We start from the raw sequence: 22,914 nt of genomic DNA, 5'->3' as shown, positions 1-22,914 counted from the left end.
GCACGCACAGAATGAGACTCAGGCTGTACGGGATCGCCTTCCTCGCCGTGCTCGCGCTGCTGCTGTCGCTGGCGGTGGCCGTCTACCAGCAGGCGTTCACGTCCGTCGTGCCCGTCACCCTGCAGGCCGGCACTCTCGGCAACCAGCTCGATCCACGCGCCGACGTCAAGCTGCGCGGGCTGCTGGTCGGCGAGGTGCGCGAGGTGCACGCGGACGGCACGAAGGCCACGCTCGACATCGCGCTCGATCCCCGGTACGTCCCGTACATCCCCTCGGACGTGCACGCCCGCCTGCTGCCCAAGACGCTGTTCGGCGAGAAGTACGTCGACCTGGTCCCGCCCCCGCGTTCGGCGCGGTCGTCGGCTCGGCCCATCCGCGCCGGAGACGTCATCACCCAGGACCGCACGAAGGCCGGCATCGAGGTGCAGCAGCTGATGAACGACCTGCTGCCACTGCTGCGCACGGTCCAGCCGGGTGAGCTCGACGCCACGCTCTCGGCGTTCGCCACAGCGCTGGAGGGCCGCGGCGACCGGATCGGTGACAACCTCGGCCGGGTCGAGGGCTATCTGCGCCGCCTCAACCCTCACATGCCCTCGCTCAAGGAGGACATCTCGCGGTTCGCGGACGTCGCCGAGGTGTACGGCGACGCCGCGCCCGACCTGATGCGGATCCTGCGCAACACGGTCACCACCAGCCGGACGATCGTCGACGAGAAGGACCGGCTGGCCGCCGCGCTCCGCTCGACCGCTTCCGTGGCGGACACGGCGAACGGCTTCCTGTCCGAGAACGGCGACCGGCTGATCACCCTGGGCCGGGTCTCCCGCCCCACGCTGGAGCTGTTCGCCCGCTACTCCCCCGAGTACCCGTGCCTGCTGACGGGACTGGTCCGTCAGGAGAAGGCCTCGGAGGACGCCTTCCGGGGCGGCGAGATGCGGATCACCCTCGAAGCCGTCCGGCCGCAGGGGGCGTACCGGCCCGGTGAGGAGCCGGTGTACGGCGAGCGGTCCGGCCCGAACTGCCGTGGCCTGCCGCATCCCCCGGTGCCCGGCCCGAAACCCCATCTCAGTGACGGTACGTCGGCCGGAGGTTCCGGCGGCGCACTCCCCGGAGGTGTCAACGTGTCCGCCACCCGGGCCGAGCAGCGGGCCGTCGGCTCGCTCGTGGCCCCCGTCATGGGCGTCCCCGCCGACCAGGTGCCGCCCGTCGCGACCCTGCTGTTCGGTCCGCTCGCGCGCGGAACGGCGGTGAGTGTCGCATGAGCAGGTCAGGAGCCCGGCAGACCGCCGCCCCGCTGGTCAAGTTCAGCCTCTTCGCACTGGTCACGATCGCGGCGACGGCGCTGCTCGCCGCCACCATCGCGAACATCTCCTTCGCCCCGAAGGACACCTACCACGCCGTGTTCACCGACGTCACCGGGCTGGAGACCGGTGACGACATCCGTGTGGCCGGAGTGCGGGTGGGAGAGGTCGAGGGCATCCGGGTCAAGGACCGGACCCTGGCGGAGGTCACGTTCACCGTCCGCGCGGACCGGCCGCTGCTCGCGGGGACCCACGCGGTCGTCCGCTACCGCAACCTGGTCGGGCAGCGGTACATCGCGCTCACCGAGGGCCCCGGCGACGTCACCGCCCGGCTGCGGCCGGGCGGCACCATCCCGCTGTCCCGGACCCAGCCGGCGCTGGACCTCAACGCCCTGCTGAACGGCTTCAAGCCGCTGTTCGCCGCGCTCAGCCCGAGCGGCGTCAACCAGCTCGCCACCGAAATCGTCCAGACCCTCCAGGGCGAGGGTGGCACGGTGAACAGCCTCCTCGCGCACACGGCCTCGCTCACCACCACCCTCGCCGACCGCGACAAGCTGATCGGCTCGGTGGTCGACAACCTCAACACCGTCCTGGACACGCTCGACAAGCGCGGCTCCCGCTTCTCCGGGCTGCTCACACAGCTGCGCCGGGTGGTCTCGGGGCTGTCCGCCGACCGCAAGCCCATCGGGGAGTCGCTCGTGAGTATCGGCGACCTCACGGATGTCACGTCGGGACTGCTGAAGGACGCGCGTCCACCGCTGAAGGAAGACATCGCCGGGCTCGGCGGTCTCACCGGCACGCTGAACAAGAACGACAACACCGTGGAGGGCGTCCTGAAGCGGCTGCCGAACAAGCTCAACGCACTGACCGGGACGGCGTCGTACGGCTCCTGGTTCAACTTCTACCTCTGCGACTTCGACGGCCGGGTCGTGCTGCCGAAGACCAAGCAGGTGATCACCCCGGACCTGCACGTGGCACGGGCGAGGTGTGGCGGATGAGACTGCGTCTCCCAAGGCGGCGGAACCGACCCGAGCCCCTGGTGAAGGTACGGATCCTGCCCCCGAAGCTGCCCAGGCTCCCGCGGCTGCTGCCGAAGCGCAGGCCCCGCCCCCAGCCGTTGGTCAAGGTGCGCGTCCTGCCACCGAAACTGCCCGGGCTCCGGCTGGGGCGCCCGCGCCTGAAGCCCTTCCGCGAGCGTAACGCGGTCGTCGTGGGCGCCGTCGGCCTCACCGTCCTCGCGCTGCTCACGCTTGCCGCCTTCAACGCCGACAGCCTGCCGCTGATCGGTGGCGGCGACACCTACAGCGCGGCCTTCTCCGAGGCCGGCGGGCTCAAGCCGGGCGACGAGGTACGGATCGCCGGGGTGAAGGTGGGCAAGGTCGAGGGCGTCGACCTGGACGGCGATCACGTCAAGGTCACCTTCAAGGTGAAGGGCCACCCCGGGTTCGGCACCGACACGGGCGCGGCGATCCGCGTCAGGACAATCCTCGGCGCGAAGTACCTGGCCCTCTACCCGCAGGGGCCCGGCCAGTTGAAGCCGGGCAGCGAGATCCCGCTCGGCCGGACCGTGTCGGCGTACGACGTCGTCCAGGCCTTCAGCGACCTGACGACCACCACCGAGGCGATCGACACGGACCGGCTCGCGAAGGCGCTGGACACCATCTCCCTCACCTTCCAGGACTCCCCCGAGGACGTGCGGGCGTCGATCAAGGGACTGTCACGAATCTCCCGGACCGTCGCCTCGCGTGACCGGGCGCTGCGCGGGCTCCTCGACCATGCGAACGGGGTCACCAAGGTGCTGGCCGGTCACACCAAGGACTTCTCCGCGCTGGTGAAGGACGGTGACGCGCTGTTCAAGGAGATCGACAACCGGCGCGCGGCGATCCACACCCTGCTCAAGAGTTCCGCACTGCTGGGCGTCGAGCTGTCCGGCCTGGTCGACGACAACAGCAAGGAGATCGGGCCCGCACTGAAGAACCTCGACACCTTCCTGAAGATGCTCGAACGCAACCAGGCGAGCCTCGACCGCAGCGTCCAACTCCTCGCCCCGTACGTGCGGCTCTTCACCAACACCCTCGGAAACGGCCGCTGGTTCGACTCCTACGTCCAGAACCTGGTCGCCGCTCCGGTCACCCCGCGGACGGGAGGCACCCGATGACCCGCAGACTCCTGGCCCTGTTCACCGCGCTCGCGGTCGTCGCCGGCCTCGCCGTCGTCCTGTGGCCCGGCCCCGTCCCCGTCCACGTCACGGCGTACTTCCCGCGCACGGTCGGCATCTACCCCGGCTCGGACGTCCGCGTCCTCGGCGTTCGCATCGGCGAGGTCAGGAAGATCACGCCGGAGGGCGACCGGGTTCGGGTGGAGCTGGAGTACGACCGGGGGCGCAAGGTCCCCGCCGACGCACAGGCCGCCATCGTCAACTCCTCGGTGGTAAGCGACCGTTACGTGCAACTGCTGCCGGTGTACCGAAAGGGCGCGGTCATGCGGGACGGAGACGTCATCCCCGAGTCCCGTACGGCCGTCCCCGTCGAGCTGGACCGGATCTTCGACAGCCTGCACACCACCGCCGAGGCGCTCGGCCCGAACGGCGCCAACAAGCAGGGCTCGCTGTCCCGGCTGCTCGGGGTGAGCGCGGACAACCTCCGGGGACAGGGCCGGAACCTCAACCAGACGGTGGACGACCTGTCCCAGGCCGTCACCACGCTGTCCGACGGGCGCGGCGACCTGTTCGGGACCGTACGGAACCTTCAGGTGTTCACGGCCGCGCTGGCGGCGGACGACACCAGCGTGCGGTCGTTCAACACCGACCTCGCCGACGTGGCCGGGCAACTGGCCGGGGAGCGCGAGGATCTCGCCGCCGCGCTGAAGTACCTGGCCGCCGCACTCGGTGACGTGGCCGGCTTCGTGAAGGGCAACAAGCAGGCGCTGTCCTCGGACGTACACGGCCTGGCCAAGGTCACCAAGGTGCTCGTCACCCAACGGGCCGCACTGGAGGAGCTGTTGACCGTCGCCCCAACGGGCCTGTCGAACCTGCAGAACGCCTACAACCCCGCCGCCGGCACCCTCGACACCCGCAACAACGCGCAGGCTCCTCAGGATCCGTCATCACTGCTCTGCTCGATCCTGAAGACGACCGGCGACGAACACGACAACTGCGCCGCGCTGAAGAAGCTCTTCGACTCCCTGCCCAAGGTGCCGTCGGCCCCGGTGTCGACGGGCACGGTCGACAAGACCCTCGGCGGAATCCTGGGGGCACCGGCATGAGCGTGAAACGCCTGGCGCGGGTGGCCGCCTGGACGGCGACCGGCTCGCTGCTGCTGACCGGCTGCGAGTTCAACGGCTGGTACGACGTCCCGCTCCCCGGCGGCGCCGCCTCGGACGGCCACGCCTATCACGTCACCGTCGAGTTCCGGGACGTCCTGGACCTGGTGCCGCAGTCGGCGGTCAAGGTCGACGACGTCACCGTGGGCACCGTCGAGAAGGTGGAGCTGGACGGCTGGCACGCGCGGGTACGGCTGCGCGTCGCCGACTCGGTGAAGCTGCCCGGCAACGCGGTCGCCGACCTGAGACAGACCAGCATGCTCGGCGAGAAGTACGTCGCCCTGTCCGCGCCGGCCGGCACCGCGCCCGTCGGACGGCTCCACGACGGCGACCTCATCCCGCTCTCCCGCAGCGGCCGCAACCCGGAGGTCGAGGAGGTGCTGTCGGCCCTGTCCGCGCTACTCAACGGCGGCGGGGTGGCCCAGCTGAAGACGATCACCGTCGAGCTGAACAAGGCCCTCAGCGGCCGCGAGGACCGGGTCAGGTCGCTGCTGAAGCAGCTCGACACGTTCCTCGGCGGCCTCGACGGCCGGCGGGCGGAGATCGTGCGCGCGCTCAAGGGCGTCGACCGGCTGGCGAAGCGACTGAAGAAGGAGAAGAAGACGATCGCCCTGGCCGTCGACACCATGCCACCCGCTCTGAAGGCCCTCGCCGACCAGCGCAAGGACCTGACGAAGATGCTCACCGCCCTGTCGACACTCGGCAAGACCGGCACCAGGGTGGTGAACGCCTCCCACGACGACACCGTCGCCGACCTGAAGAGGCTCCAGCCCATCCTGCAGGAGTTGAACAAGGCGGGCGACGACCTGCCCAACTCCTTGGAAATCCTGACCACTTACCCGTTCCCGCGCAACGCGACGGACGCCGTCAAGGGCGACTACGTCAACCTGAAGATCACCGCCGACCTCGACCTGGCGGACCTGTACGGCAACGTCACCGGCAAGGCGGGCAAGGGCGGGAAGCCCCCGGCCCCCAAGGCCCCGCACCTTCCCGGCCTCCCCACTCCCACCCCTCTCCCGTCCGTCCCGTCCCTGCCGGGCACCCCGTCCGTGCCCCCCGTGCCCTCCCCACCCAGCGTGCCCGCGACACCCTCCGACGGCAGCACCCTGCTGTGCCCGCCCGTGTGCACCGCGGCCTACGGCACCGGGGGCGGCTCACGTCGCCTCCCGCCCGGGATCGATCTCGGCCTCGCCGAGCTGATGCTGAAGGGGATCATGCCGTGATCACACGTACGGTCAGGGCCCAGCTGCTCGCCTTCGCGACCGTCACCGCCCTCGGGGTGTCGTACGTCGGCGCCCGGTACACGGGCCTCGTGGACGACGTCCTGCACCGCGGGTACACCGTGCGCGCCGACTTCGCGGAGTCCGGGGGCGTCTTCCCCGGCGCCGAGGTCACCTACCGTGGCGTGCCGGTAGGCCGCGTGGGCGATCTGCAGCTGACCGGGTCCGGGGTGTCGGTGGCGCTGAAGATCGAGGACGGCGCCCCGAGGATCCCGGCCGACACCCTCGCGGTGGTCGCCGACCGTTCTGCGGTGGGCGAGCAGTACGTCGACCTCCAGCCGCGGCGGTCGGGCGGGCCGTACCTCATGGACGGCAGCCCCATCCCGCGCAGCAGCACCCGCACCCCGCTGCCGGTCACCGACCTGGTCCTCAGCCTCGACCGGCTGGTCAACTCGGTCGGCAAGGACGATCTGCGGGTCACCGTGGACGAGTTGGGCAAGGCCTTCGCCGGCACCGGACCGAACCTGAGCCGGCTGGTGGACTCCGGCAACGCGCTGGTCGAGTCGGCGTCCGGGTCGCTCCCCCAGACGGTCTCGCTGATCGAGGACTCGCGGAAGGTGCTCAAGACACAGGCCGACCAGGGCTCGGCCATCAAGTCGTTCTCCCGCGACCTGGCCACGCTCACCGAGCAGCTGAAGTCGAGTGACGGCGATCTGCGCAGACTGATCGGCAACACCGCCCCCGCCGCCCAGCAGTTGGACTCCCTGCTGAAGTCCACCCGGCCGCACGTGCCGGTCCTGCTGGCCAACCTCGTCAGTGGCGGCCAGATCACCCTGGCCCGGCTGCCCGGCGTCGAACAGGCCCTGGTCACGCTCCCGCTCACGGTCGCGGGCAGCTACACGGTCATCCCCGGTGACGGCACCACCCACTTCGGGCTGACCGTGAACGCCGACGACCCGCCCGCGTGCACCCAGGGCTACGGCACCCAGCGGCGCGACCCCGCCGACACCGGCACGCGCCCGGCGAACACCGGCGCGCGCTGCACGGCACCGCGCGGCAGCACGACCTCGGTGCGCGGTGCCCAGAACGCGCCCGGCCCGGCCACCGGTCGGTACAGCCCCGACCAGGCCGCGTTCGTGGCCCCGTACGACCCGGAGACCGGCACCGTGACCGGCCCGGACGGAACGACCGTCGAGATCGGCTCGACGGGCGGCGAACAGACCGTGTTCGGAAAGGAGTCGTGGCCATGGCTGCTCGTGGGACCTATGGCGTGACAGGGGGCCGGGCGAGCGTGACAGGGGGCCGGGCGAGGCTGCTGTCGGCGGGTCTCGTCGCCGCGACCGCGCTGACGACCGTGCTGTGTGTCTGGCTGGGCCTGAAGCTGGCCGACCAGCGCGCGGCGGAGCACCGCCGTCAGGACATCCTGGCGGCGGCCCGCCAGTCTGCGGTGAACTTCACCTCGCTCGACTACCGGCACTACGACCGGGACAGCCGCACCGTGCTGCAGGGCGCCACCGGCGACTTCAAGAAGCAGTTCGCCGCGCAGACCGCGCAGCTGACGAAGCTCGTCGCCCAGAACAAGTCGGTGTCCGAGGGGCAGGTCCTGGAAGCGGGCATCATGCGGTCCGACGCGCGCTCGGCCCGGGTCCTGGTCGTGGCCGACGGCAAGGTGACCAACACCGCCGCGCCCCAGGGCCAGCCGCGCACCTACCGGCTCCAACTCGACCTCGTGCGCGTGGCCGGCCGCTGGCTGACCTCCGATGTCACGTTCGTGGGCTGATCCGACTGTGAGGCCGTCAATGAGGAGAGACACCGTGGCGAACCCGACCTCCCGCACCCGCGGCACCGGCTCCCCGGCCCGCCGCACCATGACCGCGGCCGCCCGCGCCGCGGCCAAGCGCGCCGGGCGGCCGGCACGCCCCGAACGCGCTGACCGCCGGGAAGAGGAAGCCGTTCCCGGGCGCACCCTGCTCGTCGAGCCCCCGGCCGACGGCTGGGAGGACCCGCCGGAGCCCGAGCCCGAGGCCTTCGCGAAGGGGCCGGAGGAGAGCGCGCCCGCGCGCAGGGTCGGACGGAGTCTGCTCCCCGCGGTACTGGGCCTCGTCCTCGTGGCAGCCCTGGTCATGGCCACCGTCCTCGGGTGGCAGTACCGGCAGGGGCGGCAGGCGGAGCAGGCCCGGGGCGAGGCCCTCGCGGCCGCGCGGAAGGCGGCGCCGGTCGTGCTGTCGTACGACTACCGGCATCTCGACCGGGATTTCGCCCGGGCCCGCGTGCTGCTGACCGGGCACTTCCGCGACCAGTACGGCAGGACGACGAAGACGGTGGTCGCGCCGACGGCCACGAAGTACCACGGCGTGGTCAAGGCGACCGTGGCCACACCCTCCGACGGCGGCACCCCTGCTGCGTCCGTCGTGTCGGCCACACCGGACAAGGCCGTCGTCCTGCTCTTCGTCAACCAGGTCACCCAGAGCACCCAGGCCCCGCAGCCCCGGCTGGACCTGAACAGGGTGCGACTGACGCTCACGCGCACCTCCGACGGCTGGAAGGTGAGTGGCGTCGACGCCCTCTGACCAGGCATATGCTTCGGTGCGCCGAGTTGATCGGGGCTGGGTACACCTCTCGCACGACCTCGTACTCAGGCGCAGGGGCCCCGCCGACGCTGCGGTGGGCCCCTGCTTTTGCGGATCAAGCGGTCTGGGGATCGGGCTGACTGTCTGCGGCGGGCGGGGCAGCGCCCGGGGACCCGGGTGCGCGCACGGCGATTGCCGGGACGGCATGCACCCCCGCACACGCGACCGTTCGCGTCCGCAGCCGGGTTACGGGACCGCAGAGCAGCCGGACCTCAACCCTTGGCCGGCCACGTCAGTTGGTGAAGTAGAAGTACGACCAGGCCCCGTACGTCGTGGAGTTCACGTTGTCACCCGACGAGGGGTCGATGTACGCGGCGCGCACCCGGGCGCGTACACCCGACGTCCCCGGGTGGCCCAGGTTGACGATGCACTTTCCGCCGGTTCCGAGCGGGAAGTACTCCGAGTCCGTCGTGTACCACTTGCCGTTGGAGTAGACCTGGAGGTCCAGGCGCTCCTTGCGGCCCTTGTAGTACGTCATCGTGGTGGTCAGGACGGCGTCGGTCTTCTTGTGGAAGTAGTAGTAGCGGGTCGAGCCGATGGTGCCCGTCCGGTAGTACTTGGACAGCGAGCTGGCGATCTTCACGTGCGTGTACGCGGTGGACTTGACGGTCCGCGTGCCGTACTGGGAGTCGCCCTTGAAGACGGCGGTCACGGCGGTGTCGCGTGACATGTTGACGGTCGCCGACAGGTTGCCGTGCGAGTCGACCTTGCCGGTCTTCAGTAGCTTGTTCGGCTTGTCGGCGCCGTACGGGTCGGCCCAGATCTCCACCGTGCGGTTGCTGTAGGTGGTGCCGAGGTGGGCGGTGAAGACGACGTTCTTGCCGTAGTCGTACGCCTTGCCGTTGTTGGTGAGCGTCAGGGCGGGCGTGGCCCGGGAGACGGCGACGGTGTCCGAGGTGGATGCCGGGGTGTGCGAGGCGTCCCCGGCGTATGTCACCGTGTACCGCACCGTACCGCCGGCCGGTGGGGCGTCGGTGAAGGAGAACGTGCCGTTCGCGCCCAGCGCCCTGGTGCCGAGGGACTTGCCCGACGGGGACAGCAGGTCGGTGCGTACGACGTTCAGCAGCGTCCCGGAGGGCGGCGTCAGACCGGCGGCGAGCGTGCCCTTGACGGTGAGTGTCCTGGCGCGCGTGGCCGTGGCAGGGGCGTTCGCGGTCAGCTTCGTCACGTACTTGCGCGGTTCGGTCACGGTGTGGAACTGCATAGAGCCGGACGACCCGGTCAGCACGAACAGCTTCGTGCCGTCCGCCGACCAGGCTGTCGAGTGCCCGCCCCACGGCATCCACTCGTCCGACAGGTTGCGGACGCTGGCCGGTGCGTCTGCTCCGCCGGGGAAGACGTAGGTGTCGCCGGTGTTCCCGGTGTCGAGCGAGGTCGCCGCGACCGTGCCGTCCGGGGCGACGCTGACAGTCTCCGACTCGTCCTTGACCGGGTACTCGTGCACCTTCTGGAGGTCGGAGAGCCGGTATTCGACGACCGCCTGGTGCCCCTGCCCGACCACGAGGATCGACTGTCCGTCCGGCGTGAGCGCGGCGTCCCGGTAGAAGCCGCCCTCGTTCGCGGTGACACGGATGGCCGGGGTGCCGGACGAGACGTCGTAGACGACGATCGGCCCGGTGCTGATGCCGCCGTCCAGGGCGACGAGGGTGTCCGGGTTCGCCGGATCGGCGTACAGCATCGGCGTGCTGGCGAAGTCGTGGTCGCCTGCGAGGTCGAGGGTCACGGCCGCCGGATGCGTGGTCAGGTCGACCTCGCCGAGGCCGGAATCCCACTGGTCGCCGTAGCCGAACCAGATCCGGCCCTCGGTGAGGGCGATCCGGCGCGGCGCCGTCCCGGCGCCGGTCGGATACTCGGCGGTCTGTGTGAGCGTCGCGGTGTCGAAGGCGACGATCTTGTCGGCGCCGGTGACCGCGGCGTAGAGCGTGTTGCCGTCCGGGCTCAGCTGGAGGTCGGACACCCCGGACAGGCCGGTGAGCGTCGTGACCACCTTGCCGGTGTAATCGGTGACGGCGATCACGCCGCCGCCGCTGATGTAGAGGTGCTGGTGGGCGCCGTCGACGACGGTGTCGAGCACGTTGTCGAGGGCGATCGGCGTGCTGGTGTCGGCGGCCGCCGGGACGGCCGCGAGTACCACGGAGCTGAAGAGGGCTGCCGTCGCGACGGCAGCCGGAAGTGTGCGTATGCGCACGGTGATTTGACCCCCAGAAGCGTGTGGCCGCTGTGTGCGGCCGGGACCGGCCCTGCGGCCGGTGAGTGAAGGGTAGGGCAGGTCTCCGACACTCCCTGAGGCGCCCTCGGTTCCGCGCCGGGAGGTCCGCCGGGAAGCGGGTGAAGACGTCGACTATCGCGACAGCCGCGCAGCGCCACATGTCCGTTTGCCGGATCAGCCCTTCAGGGCGGCGCTGAGAGCAGCACTCCGGGCCGGCAACGGCGCGCTCTGCGATCAGTTGATCCGTCTCCGCCACAAGGCCGGTATCGGCGAGGACATCATCCTGCGCGTCTTCGACGCCATCGCCTGGATGCGTCAAGGACAACGGCGTCAGACCTCGGCGAGCTGAACCGTAGTGCCGTCCGTCCTCTGGCCCGGCGGATCCGTGGGACCGGTGATCCCGCTGGGGCCCAGGCTCTGCTCGCGGATCGGGCACAGTGGGACATGTATCGGCATGGGGCCGGCCCCGCTCGGCTGGCTGCTCGACGAATTCCTCGTGGAGGCGTGGCGATTGCGCACCAGCCTGCTGGTGACGGCCGCGGGCACGAAGGTTGTCCCCAGTGCTGGTGACCCTTTCCACACTCGCACGCCTGGGACGGGCGCTTCGAAGCGAACTCGAGGACAACGGTTCGGTTTCTGTACGCACCAGGGGTGACGCCGGGGTACTGGTGCGCGATAACGTGCGCGTTCGGCCCGATCATCGTACTGTCCAGGGACTGTTATGCCTGATCCTTCCATGTCGCCGGACGACCGGCCGACGTCGCCTTTGATCTCCCGTGTGACAGCCGAGTCGCGAGCCGGGGTCCTGAGGCGGCGTCTGGTGCTGTCGTCCGTGCTACCGCCGGGCGTGGTCGCCGTGGCCGGTGCGGTGGCCACCGCCCTGGCCCGGGATGGCCGCCTGGACGGGGCGGACCAGGGCGTGGTGTTCGGCGGCGTGGTGCTCATCGGCATCATGGCGGCCGGGATCGCCGGCATACGGGCTTCGGCGGTGGCACGAGCAGTCACCGAACACTGGGCGGAGCTGTCCCGCGAAGCCGACCGGAACCGTGCCGAGCTGGCCGAGCTGACCCGTACCACCGCCGAGGGCAGGGCCGAACTGGAGTTGTTGTGCCGCCGGTTGCGGAACGGGGAGCGGCCCGTGCGGCGCCGGCCAGAACTGCCGCCGCAGACCGGCCCGGACGAACTCTCCCGCCTCGGGTTCGAGATCGCCGCGGCCCGGCAGGAGGCGGAGGCAGCCCTGTTGGAGACCGCCGCCGGTGCGGTCGGTGCGGAACACAACTCCCGGCTGGAGCAGTTCGAGGTGTTCGCCAACCTGGCACGCCGCCTGGAGTCCCTGGTGCACCGAGAGATCGGCCTGCTGGACGACCTGGAGAACGAGGTTGAGGACCCCGACCTGCTCAAAGGGCTGTTCCGGGTGGACCACCTGTCCACCCGGATCCGCCGCTACGCCGAGAACCTGGCTGTGCTCGGCGGCGCGAGCACCCACCGCCAGTGGACCCGCCCCGTCAGCCTGACCGACGTACTGCGTTCCGCCGTCGCCGAGATCGACCAGTACGCCCGGGTCAAGCTGGTCCCGCCCGTCGAGGGATCGGTCAGCGGCCACGCCGTGGTCGACGTCGTCCATCTGCTGGCCGAGCTGCTGGAGAACGCCACGGTCTTCTCACCGCCCCAGACCACCGTGCACGTACGGGTGGAGCCCGTCGCCGCGGGGGTGGCGATCGAGGTCGAGGACCGAGGTCTGGGCATGTCCCCGGCCGAGCGCAATCAGATGAACACCGTTTTGAGTGCACCCGACAAGGTCGCCCTCGGCGAGCTGCTGCAAGACGGCCGGATTGGCCTGTACGTGGTCTCCGTCCTGGCTCAGCGGCACGACATCGCCGTGCAATTGCTGAGCAACGTCTACGGCGGCACTCAGGCCGTCATGGTGCTGCCCAGCGCACTGCTCGGCTCGCAGCCGGCAGGTCCCGCGCCCGCGCACCACACGGTCCCGACCCCTGACGCGGGGCCGCCCGACGCGGTGGAACCCGAGGCGGCGGACCTCCGGGCAACAGTGAAGGTCGTTGCGGATCCGCGCGTGTCCGATTCCGAACCCCGGCCCGCCCCGATGCCCTCCGACGGCGCGGACGACCGTCCGCAGCTGCCTCAGCGCCGCCGCCAGAGCCACGCCGCCGAACGGCCGCACGCGGCCCCCAGCACCGGTGTCTCCGAGGACATCGCACACGACCCGGGTCTGATGGCCGCGTTCCAGACCGGAATGCGCAGGGCCGAGGAAGCGGAGACGCCCTGACAGCCGAGCCGACCTGAGGGCCCCGGGCCCCGTCCAGCAAGCTGTTTCCTTCCGTAGAAGAGGAGTACACGATCGTGGCGAGCGAAGACCTTTCCTGGCTGTTGACGGGTCTGGTGAACCGGGTGCCGCACACCCGAAGTGCCCTGTTGCTGTCCTCGGACGGGCTGGTGAAGGCAGCGGAGGGGCTTGACGAGGACGCCGCGGACCGGTTGGCCGCCCTCGCCAGTGGGCTGTACTCGTTGGCGCGCAGCGCGGGCCGGCACTTCGACGACGGCGGGGACGTACGACAGATCGTGACGGAGCTCAGCACCTCGCTGCTGTTCGTCTCGTCCGCCGGGCGCGGCGCGGTGCTGGCAGTGCTGGCCGGACGCGAGGCCGACGCGGCGGTGCTGGGCTACGAGATGGGGATGATGGTCAAGAGCGTGCGCCCTCACCTGGCCACACCGCCCCGGCACCCGGTGGGATGACCGATGACGCCGGTCCTCCCGGACGGACCGCTGGTCGACGAAGCGGCCGGGCGGCTGGTCCGTCCCTACACGGTGAGCGACGGCCGGACCAGGGCCACGTCCCACTTCACGCTGGTGACCATGGTGCGGGCCACTGGCGCCCAGACACAGGGCGCTTTCGGCCTGGAGCATGCGCAGGTGCTGGCGCTGTGCGACCGGCCGGTGAGCGTCGCCGAGGTCGCGGCCCGGATGCAGGTGCCCGCCGCCGTGGTCAAGGTGTTGCTGTCCGATCTGGCCGAGGGAGGCGCGGTGGTCGCAGGCGATGCGCACCCGGCGTCCCCGGACCACTACGCACGACCTGATCGAGACCTCCTGGAAGCGGTACGCGATGGCCTCCTCAAACGACTGTGACCCTCTGCCGACGGCCGAAGTCCTGCCAGTGGGCATCAAGGTGCTGATCGCCGGCGGGTTCGGCGTGGGAAAGACCACCTTCGTCAACGCGCTCAGCGAGATCGAGCCGCTGAGCACCGAGGAGGTGCTGACCGCCGTCAGCGCGGCCACGGACCGGCTGGACGGAGTGGAGAACAAGGCCACCACCACGGTGGCCCTGGACTTCGGCCGTATCACGCTCAGTCCGTCCCATGTCCTGTACTTGTTCGGCACGCCCGGGCAGGAGCGCTTCTTGTTCACGTGGGACGAACTCTCCCAGGGAGCGCTCGGGGCGGTGGTTCTCGCCGACACCCGCAGGCTGGAGCACTCCTTCGCGGCGGTGGACTTCTTCGAGCGGCGCGGCATGCCCTTCGTCGTTGCCGTCAACGAGTTCGACGGGGCCCACCGCTACCGCGGGGAGGAGGTGCGGACCGCGCTCGACCTCAGTCAGGAGGTGCCGGTGGTGCTGTGCGACGCCCGCGTCCAGAGCTCGGGCATCCGCGTGCTGCTCGAACTGATTCAGCATCTGCTCACGACAAGGAGTTCCCATGGCACCGACACCGACCAACCCCTCCTCCGGGCCTGAGTCCGGGATCGCCCTGCGCCACCTGCTCCTCCCCCCGGAGGACCCACAGGTGCGTGCCCGATCCGAGCGGCTGCGCGAGCTGGGCATCGATGCCCGTCCGGATGCGGAACTCGACGCCTTCGCACGGGAACTGGCACACCGTACCGGCGGCTGCTACGCCGGGGTCAACTTCTTCCTCGACGCCGACCGCCAGTACTTCGCAGGCTTGTACAGCGCCGCGCAGGACACCACGGTCCACGTGGGAACGCCGTTGCTGGAGGATCCGGTGCCGGGCCGCGTCATGCCCCGCGACATCGACATGGGCATCTGCCCGCACGTGGTCAAGCGCCGCCGGGCGCTGGTGCTGGAGGACATCCGGGACTTCCCGCGGTTCGCCGGCAACCTGGTGGTCGACGCGATCGGCGTCCACTCCTACCTGGGCGCACCGCTGATAGACAGCACCGGCGTGGTGCTCGGCACGATCTGCGTGGTCGACCAGGACCCACAGCCGTGGGGGCGCAAGGGGCTGGAAACCATCAAGGCCATGGCTGCCGAACTCGTCGAGCGGCTGGAGGAGTCGGCGCACCGTCGCAAGTGACCGGCGCTGCCGGACTCGCACGCGGCCGCCCCGGAGTGTCCCCGGCGCGGCCGTCCGGCACCCGACCGCGGCTCCCGCACCCCGGCTCCGCCCATGAGTCAGTCGCAGCAGCACGATCAATCATGCTCCCGCGGTTCTCGGCATGCACGGCAGGGCACCGCTCCCAGCGACAACAAGATCCCTCCCATCCGGCGCTGCGGTTCGATGAGGCGCGGATGGAGGCCCTGCCAGTCGAGAACGGCGCGCTCGGCGGCGTGCTGGCCCACTACTCGATGATCCATACCCCGCCTGGGGAATTGCCCGCGCTCCTCGCCGAGTAAGTACGTGTTCTGGCGGCCCTGCTCCTGGTCTCGTTCTTCGCGACCGACTGGCCGGAGCCGGTACGCTTCGACCACAAGGTGAGGCCCGCCTATGGCTGGCCGGTGGGCCGGTTCGCCGAGTTGCTCGCCGGGGCCGGGCTCGTCACGTTCGCCCGGCTGTTCCACGACCCGGCCTCCGAGCGAGGCTTCCTCGACGCCCACTTGCCAGCCCGCCACCCCTGGTGCTCTGGTTCGCCGGGTTGGCGGTTGGAACGGTTGGATGTGCGGTGACATCCGTTGCGACGCATGTGAGTGGTCGCGGCTGCCACCACCACACCGCCAATGAGGCCGCTTCCTGACGTGCCTTGGAAAAAAGTTGCGGGCCGCTGTCGATCCGGCCACGTCCCGTTCGACGTCATGATGTGCGGCGCCTCGCCACACGATGACGCGACAGGACCTGACGAGGACAGACGTGGATCAACTGCTGAGAGTCATGAACTTCAACGTCTCGAGTGACGGAATCGGTGCCGGCGAGCACCAGAGTCTCGAGCGGCCGTTCGGCCACGACCATCCCGAGAGGCTGTTCGCCTGGGCCGGAGCCACGGCGAGCTGGCCCATGCGCACGGATCCCGGCGGCAGCCGGGGCCTCGACGACTACTTCACGCGGGACTTCGCACGCAACATCGGTGCCGAGATCATGGGCCGTAACAAGTTCGGTCCCCAGCGTGGGCCCTGGCAGGACCATGAGTGGCGCGGCTGGTGGGGGGAGGAGCCCCCGTTCCGCACTCCGGTGTTCGTCATGACTCACCACGAGCGTCCGTCGCTCACGCTCTCCGACACCACGTTCCACTTCATCGCCGGCGACCCGGCAACGGTCCTCGAACGTGCGCGGGAAGCGGCGCAAGGCCAGGACGTCCGACTCGGCGGCGGGGTCACCACCATCCGGCAATTCCTCGACGCTGGCCTCGTCGACACCATGCATGTGGCGGTCTCGCCGGTAAAGCTCGGGTCCGGACTACGGCTTTGGGAGTCCCCCGATGAGCTGCTCGACCGGTTCCACCGGGAGGTCGTACCCAGCCCGAACGGGCTGACGCACCATCACCTGTTCTGGCGAAGGTGAGGCGAGGGCCACTCGAGTTCAAGCTGCGAGGTGGCGCAGACCACGTCGTCGGCCATGTCGGCCAGCTCGCGGCAGGTCGACTGGGGGGCGGCAGGCACCGCGACGACGATTCTCGCCGGCCGGTGGCGGCGCAGGGCCAGGATCGCGGCACGCGTGCCGGCCCCGGTAGCAAGGCCGTCGTCGACCAGGATCACCGTGCGGCCCTCCAGCTCGGGCGCGGGCCGTTGCTCCCGGTAGGTCTGCTCCTGGCGCAGCAGTTGCCGGGCCTCCCGCCCGACGGCGCTGCGCAGCGTGCCCGGCAGGATACCCAGGCCACGGACGACGTCCTCGTTGAGCACCACCAGTCCGCCGTCCGCCATGGCTCCCATCGCCACCTCCTCCTCGCCGGGCACGCCGAGCTTGCGGACCGGGAGGACACCACCGCGGGCGCCGACGTCCTACCGGCCCGCGGCGGCTGTCTCCGTCGGCCGGGTGTCCGGCTCGGCCTGCTGCTCCCTGAATCCCATGCCGAGCGGGCGGGCGAGTCCCAGGACGTCTTCGTCCACCCGCTGCAGATGACGCAGTGCCACCTGAGTGAGCCGGTTTCGCCGCTGCTCCGTCTCCGGCGCCGTCCGCCTTCCGGATCCGGGGGCGTGAGGGGCTTCGGAGTCCTTCTGCGCGGTGGCGGTTCCCGCCTCGGCGTCGAGAGGCTCCCGGCAGCCACCCTTGGTCTGCAAGCACTCGATGAGCGCGCCGAGGTTGCGGTCTACGCGTCCTGCCGCCTCGGATAGCCGCGCATCGCTCACGATCCCCCGACTGCCTGGCGCGGGCTGGGCGATGGCCGCGAGGTTGCGGGCGTGGTAGGCGGCCGTCTCCAGCAGTCCCAGGACGTAACGGGTGAGCCGCCGGCGACGGCGCAGGGGGGTGATCGGATGGCGCAGCGGCAGAGTGGTGGTCCGCAGATCGGCCAGTGCGCTGTCCAAGGCCCGTGAACGGTGGAGCAGGTCGACGGGGCGACCGCCGCCGAGCTCGGCCACACCCTGGCCGGTCACCTCACGCAGTCGTGCGAGCACTTCGCGGATCTGTTCCTCGGTGCGCTCCTGCGTCCGCACCGGCAACACCAGCAGGCCCACCACGACCGCGCAGGCGGCCCCCAGCGCGGACTCGCCCAGCCGGATCACGAGCAGGTCCGGGGTGAAGCTGTGCAACAGCGTGTAAAGCAGCCCGATCATCGCGGTGACGAAGAAGGACACCACCGCGTAGGAGATCGCGTAGAAAGTCCCGAACAGGCACAGGATGACCAGCGTGAACGCGGCCCAGGGCTGGTTGCCGACCAGGCCGGCCAAGCCGATTCCGGCCAGGACGCCGAGCAGGGTGCCCACCAGGCGCCGGGACCCTTTGACCAGGATTTCTCCGGCCGAGGAGGTGTTGACGAACACCACCCAGCAGGTGAAGACGGCCCAGTACCAGCGCTGCGGCGACAGCAGTTCGCCACCCACGATCGCCAGGGCCGAGGCGAGGGAAACCTGCACGGCGATGCGGGTGGTCGTGCGTTCCAGGCCTGCCGGTTCGCCCTCCTCCTCGGACTTCTCCCTTAGGGCGTCCTCGGCGTCGAGGACGGCATCCTCGGTTTGCAGCTCCTCCCGGCAGCGCACGGTCTCGGGGCTGTCATCCGGACTCTCCTCGCTCTCGTCAGGCCCGGTCAGTGCCAGGCGCAGGCCGAGCAGGGCTCGGCTGACGTCGCCGATCGCCCGGAACACGTCCTGCACGGCAGGGGGCGCGTCGGGCAGCCGTTCGTCGTCGCGGTAGCCCAGGAGCCGGTCCCGCACGATCTTCAGGCCGACACCGTGGTCGCTGCCGGGAGCCCGCCCGGCGACCACCTTCAGCGCGTGCAGATCGGCGATGAGACGGTGGATGACCTGCTCGTCGGCCGTGCGCAGCGGTACCGAGACGTCCGGTGGCACGCGGCCGGTGCGCTCGGTGATGTCGCTGGCGACGGGATTGACCCCCTGCAGGCCGAGCGCCCCTGTCAGCAGGACCGCGAGGTGTTCGGCGGCGACTTCCGCCTCGGCGATGCGCCGCTGGACATGGGCTGCCGTGCAGTGCTCCCGGATGGTGTCGTCCAAGTGGTCCTGGATCATCAGTGCTGCCTGATGCAGGGCAGCCGTGCGCCGCCGCAGACGGCGCACGGCCCGTTCGGGGCCAGGTGTTCCCGGCTTCTGCCGAGCCAGGTCGATGACTGCCTCAAGGTGCTGCACCAGTCGCGCGCGGAACGCCTCAAGCAGTCGTTGCAGGGTGCCCTGCGACGACGTCGGGACGAGCCCGAACCTCACCACCGCGCTGCAGACCGCACCGATCACCAGCAGCAGGCACAGCCGAGGCAGCCACTGCGGGTGAGGCCTGACGAACTGGGTGATGAAGAACATCTGGAAGGCGATGACACCCAACGCTTTGCACCGTCTGCTGAACCGTCGCGCGTAAGCGGCCGCGAAGATCACCAGGACGCAGACCACGTCGCTCACCAATCGGTGGTGCACCAGCAGTGCTCCGAAAGCCAGCGCGGTAAGACCGGTCGGCAGTCCCAGAGCCAGCGTGATCGCCTGATCGCGCCGGTGCGGATCGGAGACGGCGAACGAGAAGACCTCCGCCGCCGTCGCACCGGTGACCAGGAGCGGAAGAGGGATGTGCAGCGCAGTCATCACGAGGACGGACAGCAGCACGCTCAAGACGATGCGCAGCGCGTTCAGCAGCCGGATGAACCCGGGATCGGAGGCGATGACCCGGTCCCACGCGGACGTCCAGACATCCCCCACCCGCCCGGCCGGCCCCACAGTGCCTGCGGGTACTCGTCGCTGCGCGGTGTCCTGGTCCGTGGCTGGGCCTCCCGAAGCGTTCCGGCCCCCGGTAACGGCTTTCGTGGGGCCGCCGACCGGCGTGCAGGCGGGGCACGCGGCGTGGCCTGGGCCCCCTCAACCAGGCGGGTACCCGCATACATCCACCCGGACCGCACCCCCGACGACGACCTCACCGACGGCCGGCAGACAGACGTCGCGGGAACGGAACTGCCGGTAGGTCGCACTCCCGGGCACACGCCGGGCTCCGTCACGCCGCGTCGAGCGCCGTCACACGTACCCGGACTCCGACGTGTGCGTCGAGACCATGCCGATCAGCCGCACCGTGCAGGCCGTCGTCCTCGTCGCGACGGCAGCGGTGGCGGACGCTGGTCCGGCACCGCCGGCCCGGTGGGGGCTCAGGGGGCGGTGGTCCCGCCGCCCGCCGCTGCGCCGCTCTGGGTGGCGTCTTCGCGCGCGCCCTCGCCGGACTCACTGATCTGGACCCGGCGAGGCCTGGCGGCTTCGGCCTTGGGAACGGTGATGCTGAGCACCCCGTCCTGCATCTCAGCCTTGATCTTGTGGGTGTCCAACTCTCCGGGCAGCCGCAAACGGTACTCGAAGGCTCCGACGCGGCGGGTGCTGCGGCGCAGCACACCCTTGCGTTCCCGCTCCTTGATCTCTCCGGTGACCACGAGTTCCGGACCGTTGGCCTCTACGTCAATGTCCTTGCTCTTCACACCGGGGAGTTCGATCTCTATGTGGAACGCGTCCTCGGACTCCGACACGTCCGCGAGAGGCGTCCACGCGGCCGCGGGGGCCGCACCCACCGTCGACTCCAGCAGGCCGCTCATCTGGTTGAGCAGTTCATCGAACTCGACCAGGGGATTGACAGGGGTGGGTGCCCAGACGGGCCTTTCCTGCAGACCGCCACCGCGGTGGCGCCGGACGGGCATGGCCATCGCCATCGCCTCCTTGTTCCTTCTCGTGACCTCATCGCCCGCCATAGGTCATGCGAGCCATGCGGATTCCTTGTGACGTATGCGTGGGGAGACGTCCGAGCCGCCCGCGGCGGTTGGCGTGCCCGTGGTGCCGGGCGCGGCCGAGTGCCCCAGGTGCCGGTGCACGAAGTGGATGGCCATCGCGCCCTCCCCGGCCGCCGAGGCCACCCGCTTCACCGAGCCGCTGCGGACGTCCCCGGCCGCGAAGACCCCGGGCAGGGAGGTCTCCAGGGTCATGCAGGAGCGCCCGCGGCCGTGCCACACCTCGGGGTGGGCGCAGGCTTCCTGGGCCTCCGGCCCGGTGAGGACGAAGCCGCGGGCGTCGAGGGCGATGGTGCCGGCGAGCCACTCGGTGTGGGGGTCGGCGCCGGTGAAGACGAACAGGCTCCTTACGGCGACCCGGCGGTGCCCGCCCGTGCGGTTGTCGACCACGTCGAGCTCCTCCAGCACCTCCTGGCCGATGACCTCGGTGACCTCGGTGTGCAGCATGACCTCCACCCGCGGATGGCGCTCGACCTGGTCGACCAGGTAGCGGGACATGTTGGCCTCAAGGCTTGGTCCTCGGACCAGCAGGTACACCTTCGGCGCATACCCGGCGAGAAACAGCACCGCCTGGCCCGCCGAGTTGCCGCCGCCCACCACGGCCACCGGGTCGGTGCGGCACTGCTGGGCCTCGTAGACGGTCGCCGAGTAATGGACGCTCGTTCCCTCCAGGCGTTCGATGCCGGGCACCTGGAGCCGGCGGTAGCGGGCACCCGTGGCCAGGACGACGGCGCGGGCGGCGATCTCGCTGCCGTCGGCGAACGCAACCGCGTAGTGGTCGTCGTCCTTGTGATGGAGACCGGTCGCCTCCACCGGAATGCTGATCCTGGCGCCGAACTTGTCGGCCTGGAGCAGGGCACGTTCGGCGAGTTCGGCGCCGGAGATGCCGGAGGGGAAGCCGAGCAGATTCTCGATACGGGACGACGTGGCGGCCTGGCCGCCGGTGGCCAACGCCTCCACCACGGTGGTGCTCAGGCCCTCGGAGGCGGCGTACACCGCGGCAGCGAGGCCGGCGGGTCCGGAGCCGACGATGAGGACGTCGCCGTGACGGTTTCCGGCAGGCAGTGACGGCAGACCGATGAGACGGGCCAGTTCGGCGTTGCTGGGGTTGCGCAACAGGGTGGTGTCCCGCCAGATGACGAGCGGTGTCTCCTCCGGGCCGACGCCGAAGCGGCGCAGCAGTTCCTCAGCCTCCTCGTCGGTCTCCAGGTCGATCCAGCGGTGCGGCAGCCGGTTGCGGATGGCGAACTCGCGCAGCCGCCTGGTGTCCGGCGAGTAGCGCGAGCCGACGATGCGGAAGCCGGCGCCCTGTCCGACGAGCAGCGCGCGACGGCCCAGACAGGCGCGCAGCACGACGTCCCCGATGGTGGAGTCCTGGGACACCAGGTGGCGCAACTGGTCCAAGGAGACGACGAGCACCTCGCCCGGCTCCTTGGCGACAGCGGTGTAGAAGGCCACCTGTCCGTGCAGCAGCCCGAGTTCGCCGATGAAGCGACCGGGGCCGTGCACGCGCAGCACGTGCTCCTCGGGAGTGCCGTAGTCCTCGACGACGGCGACGGTACCGCTGAGGATGACGAAGAGCGTCTCGCAGCGCTCCCCCTCCCGGATCAGCACGTCGTTCGGAGCCATGCTCCGGCGTCGCCCGTGCTCGGCCAGACGTGCTATCTGGTCCTCCGTAAGACGCGGATACGCGCCGTAGATGTCCGGGGTCTCCCAGAAGACGGCCTCATCCGCCTCGTCGGGCACCGGTCCTTCGCCCGGCAGCGACTGGTCGGCGGACATCAGACGAACGCCTCGTGAACGTAGCACCAGCGCCAATCCTCGCCGGGCTGGAACGACTGCACGATCGGATGGGCGTCGGCAGCCGCGTGCCTGCGCGCGTGCTTGTTCGGCGAGGAGTCGCAGCAGCCGACATGACCGCAGGTCAGGCAGAGCCTCAGGTGGACCCATGGGGAGCCGAGCATCAAACACTCCTGACACCCCTCTGGGGTCAGCGGCTTGACCGGCCGTACGAGCGCGAGGTGGGGGTCTGCATGCATGGTCATCCGGATCACCCTTTCCGGGCGGTGATCGACTGTTCCACCCACTGGCGCAGAGTGTGGGCGGGCGCCGCCCCCGTCTGCCGGGCGAGGGTCTCCCCGTGGTCGAGGATCAGCAGTGTCGGCACCGCCTGTACCGCGAAACGCTGCGACAGTCGCGGGTTCTTGTCGATGTCGACCTTGACGAGTTTGATGCGACCGGCGAGGTCGGTGGCGACCTTTTCCAGGGCGGGGCTGACCATGCGGCAGGGGCCGCACCAGGTGGCCCACAGGTCGACCACGACGGGGACATCGGCCCGCTCGGCGACCTCGGTGAAGTCGTCGTCGCCCGCGTCCACCATCCACGGTAGGGGCTGCTTGCAGTGGCCGCACTTGGGGCGGCCCTCCGCGGCCGCGGGCACCCGGTTGGTGCGCCCGCAGTTCGGACACCTGACGGTCGTCGCCTGCATCGTGCTCATGCCGCCCGCGCTCCCTTCACGTCTTCGGGCTGGTCGTAGGTGACCAGCAGTTCCCCCGCCTCGGCGTCGACGCGGACCGTCGCGCCGTCCTGGACGTCGCCCTGCAGAAGGGCGCGTCCGACCAGTGTCTCGACCTCGTGGG

At 70.4% G+C, this 22,914-nt stretch carries 22 protein-coding genes and 1 pseudogene; 16 read left to right on the top strand and 7 right to left on the bottom strand.

Annotated elements, in window-relative coordinates:
- Positions 1 to 11 precede the first annotated feature (11 nt).
- From ACIP94_RS27185 to ACIP94_RS27150, 8 genes are read left to right on the top strand one after another with little or no spacing between them, the layout of a single operon-like run.
- Positions 12 to 1,259: an MCE family protein gene (locus ACIP94_RS27185; RefSeq protein WP_402430941.1), complete on the top strand. Its 1,248-nt coding sequence runs from the start codon at positions 12 to 14 to the stop codon at positions 1,257 to 1,259.
- The gene (locus ACIP94_RS27180) at positions 1,256 to 2,296 is read left to right on the top strand and encodes an MCE family protein (protein WP_402430938.1); all 1,041 of its coding nucleotides are present in this window, start codon (positions 1,256 to 1,258) and stop codon (positions 2,294 to 2,296) included. Before ACIP94_RS27185 ends, ACIP94_RS27180 begins: the two co-directional genes overlap by 4 nt.
- Positions 2,293 to 3,456 (top strand): MCE family protein, encoded by a 1,164-nt coding sequence (locus tag ACIP94_RS27175; RefSeq protein WP_402430935.1) that lies wholly within the window; start codon positions 2,293 to 2,295, stop codon positions 3,454 to 3,456. The genes ACIP94_RS27180 and ACIP94_RS27175 overlap by 4 nt, the downstream gene beginning before the upstream one ends.
- Entirely contained in the window at positions 3,453 to 4,562 is a 1,110-nt protein-coding gene (locus ACIP94_RS27170; protein WP_402430932.1) for an MCE family protein, read from the top strand. The genes ACIP94_RS27175 and ACIP94_RS27170 overlap by 4 nt, the downstream gene beginning before the upstream one ends.
- On the top strand, positions 4,559 to 5,842 hold the full coding sequence (locus tag ACIP94_RS27165) for an MCE family protein (RefSeq protein ID WP_402430929.1): 1,284 nt from the start codon (positions 4,559 to 4,561) through the stop codon (positions 5,840 to 5,842). The genes ACIP94_RS27170 and ACIP94_RS27165 overlap by 4 nt, the downstream gene beginning before the upstream one ends.
- Complete coding sequence (locus ACIP94_RS27160) at positions 5,839 to 7,113, top strand: MCE family protein (protein WP_402430926.1); 1,275 nt, start codon at positions 5,839 to 5,841, stop codon at positions 7,111 to 7,113. The genes ACIP94_RS27165 and ACIP94_RS27160 overlap by 4 nt, the downstream gene beginning before the upstream one ends.
- Positions 7,086 to 7,619, top strand: a complete 534-nt coding sequence (locus ACIP94_RS27155) for a hypothetical protein (protein ID WP_402430923.1) — start codon at positions 7,086 to 7,088, stop codon at positions 7,617 to 7,619. The genes ACIP94_RS27160 and ACIP94_RS27155 overlap by 28 nt, the downstream gene beginning before the upstream one ends.
- A 34-nt stretch (positions 7,620 to 7,653) precedes the next feature.
- Complete coding sequence (locus ACIP94_RS27150; RefSeq protein ID WP_402430920.1) at positions 7,654 to 8,409, top strand: hypothetical protein; 756 nt, start codon at positions 7,654 to 7,656, stop codon at positions 8,407 to 8,409.
- Between the two features lie 292 nt (positions 8,410 to 8,701).
- Here the strand turns inward: ACIP94_RS27150 and ACIP94_RS27145 are convergent, their stop codons facing one another.
- Positions 8,702 to 10,657: a beta-propeller fold lactonase family protein gene (locus ACIP94_RS27145; protein ID WP_402430917.1), complete on the bottom strand. Its 1,956-nt coding sequence runs from the start codon at positions 10,655 to 10,657 to the stop codon at positions 8,702 to 8,704.
- 187 nt (positions 10,658 to 10,844) lie between these two features.
- Here ACIP94_RS27145 and ACIP94_RS27140 point away from each other — a divergent pair, with 187 nt between their 5' ends.
- From ACIP94_RS27140 to ACIP94_RS27105, 8 genes and pseudogenes are all read left to right on the top strand, one after another.
- The gene (locus ACIP94_RS27140; RefSeq protein ID WP_402430914.1) at positions 10,845 to 11,027 is read left to right on the top strand and encodes a DUF6308 family protein; all 183 of its coding nucleotides are present in this window, start codon (positions 10,845 to 10,847) and stop codon (positions 11,025 to 11,027) included.
- A 429-nt stretch (positions 11,028 to 11,456) separates the two neighbouring features.
- Positions 11,457 to 12,965 (top strand): sensor histidine kinase, encoded by a 1,509-nt coding sequence (locus ACIP94_RS27135; protein ID WP_402430911.1) that lies wholly within the window; start codon positions 11,457 to 11,459, stop codon positions 12,963 to 12,965.
- Positions 12,966 to 13,039: 74 nt separating this feature from the next.
- Entirely contained in the window at positions 13,040 to 13,432 is a 393-nt protein-coding gene (locus ACIP94_RS27130; protein WP_402430908.1) for a roadblock/LC7 domain-containing protein, read from the top strand.
- A 3-nt stretch (positions 13,433 to 13,435) separates the two neighbouring features.
- A complete protein-coding gene (locus ACIP94_RS27125) occupies positions 13,436 to 13,822 on the top strand; it encodes a DUF742 domain-containing protein (RefSeq protein ID WP_402430905.1) in 387 nt (128 codons plus the stop codon).
- Positions 13,800 to 14,426: a GTP-binding protein gene (locus ACIP94_RS27120; RefSeq protein WP_402430902.1), complete on the top strand. Its 627-nt coding sequence runs from the start codon at positions 13,800 to 13,802 to the stop codon at positions 14,424 to 14,426. Before ACIP94_RS27125 ends, ACIP94_RS27120 begins: the two co-directional genes overlap by 23 nt.
- Positions 14,389 to 15,003, top strand: coding sequence for a GAF domain-containing protein (locus ACIP94_RS27115; protein ID WP_402430899.1), 615 nt, complete (start codon positions 14,389 to 14,391; stop codon positions 15,001 to 15,003). The genes ACIP94_RS27120 and ACIP94_RS27115 overlap by 38 nt, the downstream gene beginning before the upstream one ends.
- A 182-nt stretch (positions 15,004 to 15,185) precedes the next feature.
- Positions 15,186 to 15,593: pseudogene (locus ACIP94_RS27110) on the top strand (class I SAM-dependent methyltransferase); the annotation flags it as partial.
- Between the two features lie 181 nt (positions 15,594 to 15,774).
- A complete protein-coding gene (locus tag ACIP94_RS27105; RefSeq protein ID WP_402430896.1) occupies positions 15,775 to 16,422 on the top strand; it encodes a dihydrofolate reductase family protein in 648 nt (215 codons plus the stop codon).
- Here the strand turns inward: ACIP94_RS27105 and ACIP94_RS27100 are convergent.
- The 6 genes from ACIP94_RS27100 to trxA form a co-directional block, all read right to left on the bottom strand.
- On the bottom strand, positions 16,401 to 16,790 hold the full coding sequence (locus tag ACIP94_RS27100) for a phosphoribosyltransferase family protein (protein ID WP_402430893.1): 390 nt from the start codon (positions 16,788 to 16,790) through the stop codon (positions 16,401 to 16,403). The genes ACIP94_RS27105 and ACIP94_RS27100 overlap by 22 nt on opposite strands.
- A gap of 69 nt (positions 16,791 to 16,859) precedes the next feature.
- The gene (locus ACIP94_RS27095) at positions 16,860 to 19,214 is read right to left on the bottom strand and encodes an FUSC family protein (RefSeq protein ID WP_402430890.1); all 2,355 of its coding nucleotides are present in this window, start codon (positions 19,212 to 19,214) and stop codon (positions 16,860 to 16,862) included.
- A 437-nt stretch (positions 19,215 to 19,651) separates the two neighbouring features.
- Positions 19,652 to 20,194 carry an Hsp20/alpha crystallin family protein gene (locus ACIP94_RS27090; RefSeq protein WP_402430887.1) on the bottom strand — a complete coding sequence of 181 codons (543 nt, stop codon included), beginning with the start codon at positions 20,192 to 20,194 and terminating at the stop codon, positions 19,652 to 19,654.
- 48 nt (positions 20,195 to 20,242) lie between these two features.
- Complete coding sequence (locus ACIP94_RS27085) at positions 20,243 to 22,057, bottom strand: FAD-dependent oxidoreductase (RefSeq protein ID WP_402430884.1); 1,815 nt, start codon at positions 22,055 to 22,057, stop codon at positions 20,243 to 20,245.
- A complete protein-coding gene (locus ACIP94_RS27080; protein ID WP_402430881.1) occupies positions 22,057 to 22,320 on the bottom strand; it encodes a UBP-type zinc finger domain-containing protein in 264 nt (87 codons plus the stop codon). The genes ACIP94_RS27085 and ACIP94_RS27080 overlap by 1 nt, the downstream gene beginning before the upstream one ends.
- A 5-nt stretch (positions 22,321 to 22,325) precedes the next feature.
- Positions 22,326 to 22,772 (bottom strand): thioredoxin, encoded by a 447-nt coding sequence (gene trxA / locus ACIP94_RS27075; protein WP_402430878.1) that lies wholly within the window; start codon positions 22,770 to 22,772, stop codon positions 22,326 to 22,328.
- Between the last annotated feature and the right edge of the window lie 142 nt (positions 22,773 to 22,914).

This window comes from Streptomyces sp. NPDC093261 (genome assembly GCF_044753645.1).
GTDB lineage: Bacteria > Actinomycetota > Actinomycetes > Streptomycetales > Streptomycetaceae > Streptomyces.
Note: the sequence above shows the minus strand (reverse complement) of the source record. Positions and strands in the feature narration are given on the sequence as shown.